The organism is Streptomyces alkaliphilus (genome assembly GCF_014141535.1).
Taxonomy (GTDB): domain Bacteria; phylum Actinomycetota; class Actinomycetes; order Streptomycetales; family Streptomycetaceae; genus Streptomyces; species Streptomyces alkaliphilus.
Map to the genome: position 1 here is coordinate 1 of NZ_VKHT01000684.1, position 2,855 is coordinate 2,855.

Here is a 2,855-nt window from a genome sequence, read left to right on the forward strand (position 1 = left end):
CACCCCCACACTCCGACCGATCCCTTCCGGTACCCAAGGAGAACACCCGACCATGACCGCCCACCCGGTCCGCACCGCCCGCCGCGGCGCGCTGCTCCTGGCCGCCGCCACCGCGACCGTCCTCTCGGCGACCGCCCTCACCGTTCCCGTGGCCGCCGCCGACGACGGCAACGGCCGACCCACCTTCATCGGACTGGAGAACGGCACCCTCGACTGGGGGATCAAGCAGTCCTTCCGCAACTACCTCGGCATGCCCTTCGTGGGCGGCTCGATCACGGTGGGGGACGGGGCCGAGCGCAACGCCGACGGCACCTTCCGCTTCGTGGACGGTGCCGGCACCTACACCATGGCCACCCACGGTGTGGACGCCGGCTTCAACGGCAGCGTGCACTTCACCGGTCACCACGGCGACCTGGACCTGGAGTTCTCCGACCTGCGGTTCGTCTCCGACCGGGTGAGCGGCAGCATCCTCGCCGACGTGACCGCCAACGGCGAGACATCGCAGGACGTGCCGATCGCCGTGCTGGACATCACCGGCGCCACCCGTGGCTCGCAGAACGGCGCGATGGTCTTCGGCGACATCCCCGCCACCCTGACCGAGGAGGGTGCGGCCGTCTTCGCATACAACGGCAACCCCTTCTACGCGCCCGGTGACGCGCTCGACCCGGTCACGCTGACCATCTCCACCGCCTCCTCCGGTGGCGGCAACGGCGGCTCGGGCAACGGTGGCCCGGGCAACGGCGGTTCCGGTGACAACGGCGGCTCGGACGGTTCGGGCGGCAACGAGGGCTCGGGCGGTTCCGGTGACAACGGCGGGTCCGAGGGCTCGGGCGACACCGGCGACGGCGGCTCGGCCGGCTCGGGCGAGACCGGCGACGGCGGCTCCGAGGGGGCCGGTGGCAACGGCAACGGCGGTTCGGGCAACGGGGGTTCCGGTGACAACGGGGGTTCCGGTGACAACGGGGGTTCGGAGGGCTCCGGCGACGGTTCGAACAACGGCGGCACCGACGGCTCCGGAGGTGGCGACCGGGCCCCCTCCGGCAGCATCGAGGACGGCGTGCTGGACTGGGGCGTCAAGCAGTCCTTCCGTTCCTACGTCACCGGCCCGATAGCCTCCGGCCGGGTCGAACCGGCCGACGGCGCCACCGAGAACGGCGTCGGTGGCTACCGCTTCCCCGACGGCAGCGGTGACCTCGACGCCGAGGAGGAGACCGTCTCCGCCGGCTTCCGGGGCACCGTCACCTTCCTCGGACACGAGAAGGCCGCCGGCGAGTACGAGCTGGAGCTGAAGTTCTCCTCCCTCGCCGTCGAGCTCAACGGCACCTCCGGCGAGCTGATCGCCGACGTCTCCTCCAAGGACCGGGCCACCGGTGAGGTCACCGAGGCCACCGGCGTCACGGTGGCCAACCTGACCGTTCCCGCCTCCGCCCTCACGGTGGAGAACGACCTCGTGGTGCTGGAGAACCTGCCGGCCGTCCTGACGGCCGACGGCGCGGAGGCCTTCGGCGGCTTCTACGCGGCGGGCGACGACCTCGACCCGGTCAGTGTCGCCCTCGCCCTGGCCGAGGGTGTCGACCTGCCCGACCCCGGTTCCTCCTCCGGCGGCGCCGGCACCTCCGGCGGCACCGGCAGCGGTGGCGCCGTCGGCGGTGCCGGTACGGGTGGCCTCACCGGCGGCGCGGTGGGTGGGGCGCTCGGCGGCGGGGCCCTGGCCTCGACCGGCAGCACCATGCCGACCTCGGCTCTGATCGGCGGCGCGGTGACCCTCGCGGCCGGCGGCGCGGTGGCCCTGTGGGCCGTGCGCCGACGCTCGGTCGCCGCCTCCGGCGCGGGGGAGACCACCGTCCCGGCACTCTGACCGCCGGGGCCCTCGGGCCCCGCGCGCGACCGTATGACCAGAGGGGCGGTGTCCGCCCGGCTCCGACAGGCCGGGTGGGCACCGCCCCTCGTCGTGCGGTCCCCGGCCCCGCCGGTGGTGGGGCCCGTACGCCGCCGGCCCCCGCGACACCGTGGTCGGGGGGCCGGCGGCGGGCTGTCACCGGAAGATCAGCGGGCGAAGGCCGTGCCCAATTCCCGGAAGACGGCGGTGTTCAGGGCGAAGGCGCGCTTGCACTCCTCGACGATCCGCAGCTTCTCGGCGTCGTCCACCGCAACCGCGTCCAGGCTCGCCCGGTACTCCCGTTTGAAGGCGGCCGGGTTGCCGATCCCCTCGAAGACGTAGAACCGCACCCCGTCACCCTTGCGGGCGAAGCCCCAGGTCTTCTCCGCGGTGCCCCGGATGATCTGACCCCCCGACAGGTCTCCCAGGTAGCGGGTGTAGTGGTGGGCGACGTAGCCGCCCGGCCACTGCCGGGCCACCTCGTCGATCCGCGCCGCGTACGCCTCGGTGGCCGGCAGCGGACGAAGTCCGTCGCGCCACTGCGAACCACCGTGCAGGTGGTCCAGATCCCGACCCAGTGCCTCCCGCCGGGACAACTCGGGGCGGATGAAGGGGCCCGCGACCGGGTCGGTCGCCAGCCGCTCGGTGTGCCGCTCCAAGGACTCGTAGACGAACCACAGTTGCTCGGTGTACCGGGTGTAGGCGTCCACGCCGAGCCGCCCGCCCAGCATGTCCCCCATGAAGGTGGAGTTCTCCGCCTCGGTGTGCTGCTCGTGCGAGGCGTCGCGTATCAGGGTGGAGAAGGGGACGGCGTCGGTCACGGCGGACACAGCGGTCACAGGGGCCTCCGGGATGGAGCGGGAGACGCGGTGGGCACGCCTCGTGGACCCCCATCCTCACTACTTAGGCTTGCCTAAGTCAAGTTCCCGACGGGCTGTCGGGAAGATTCGGGGTGGGGGTCGTACGGGGCCCCGCC

Annotated in this window: 2 protein-coding genes; one reads left to right on the forward strand and one right to left on the reverse strand. The window is 73.0% G+C overall.

The window, feature by feature from the left end:
• The first annotated feature begins 52 nt into the window (after positions 1 to 52).
• The gene (locus tag FNQ90_RS18445; protein WP_182607392.1) at positions 53 to 1,858 is read left to right on the forward strand and encodes an HtaA domain-containing protein; all 1,806 of its coding nucleotides are present in this window, start codon (positions 53 to 55) and stop codon (positions 1,856 to 1,858) included.
• 188 nt (positions 1,859 to 2,046) lie between these two features.
• Here FNQ90_RS18445 and FNQ90_RS18450 read toward each other — a convergent pair whose 3' ends face one another.
• Positions 2,047 to 2,718 carry a biliverdin-producing heme oxygenase gene (locus FNQ90_RS18450; RefSeq protein WP_182607393.1) on the reverse strand — a complete coding sequence of 224 codons (672 nt, stop codon included), beginning with the start codon at positions 2,716 to 2,718 and terminating at the stop codon, positions 2,047 to 2,049.
• Positions 2,719 to 2,855: the final 137 nt, after the last annotated feature.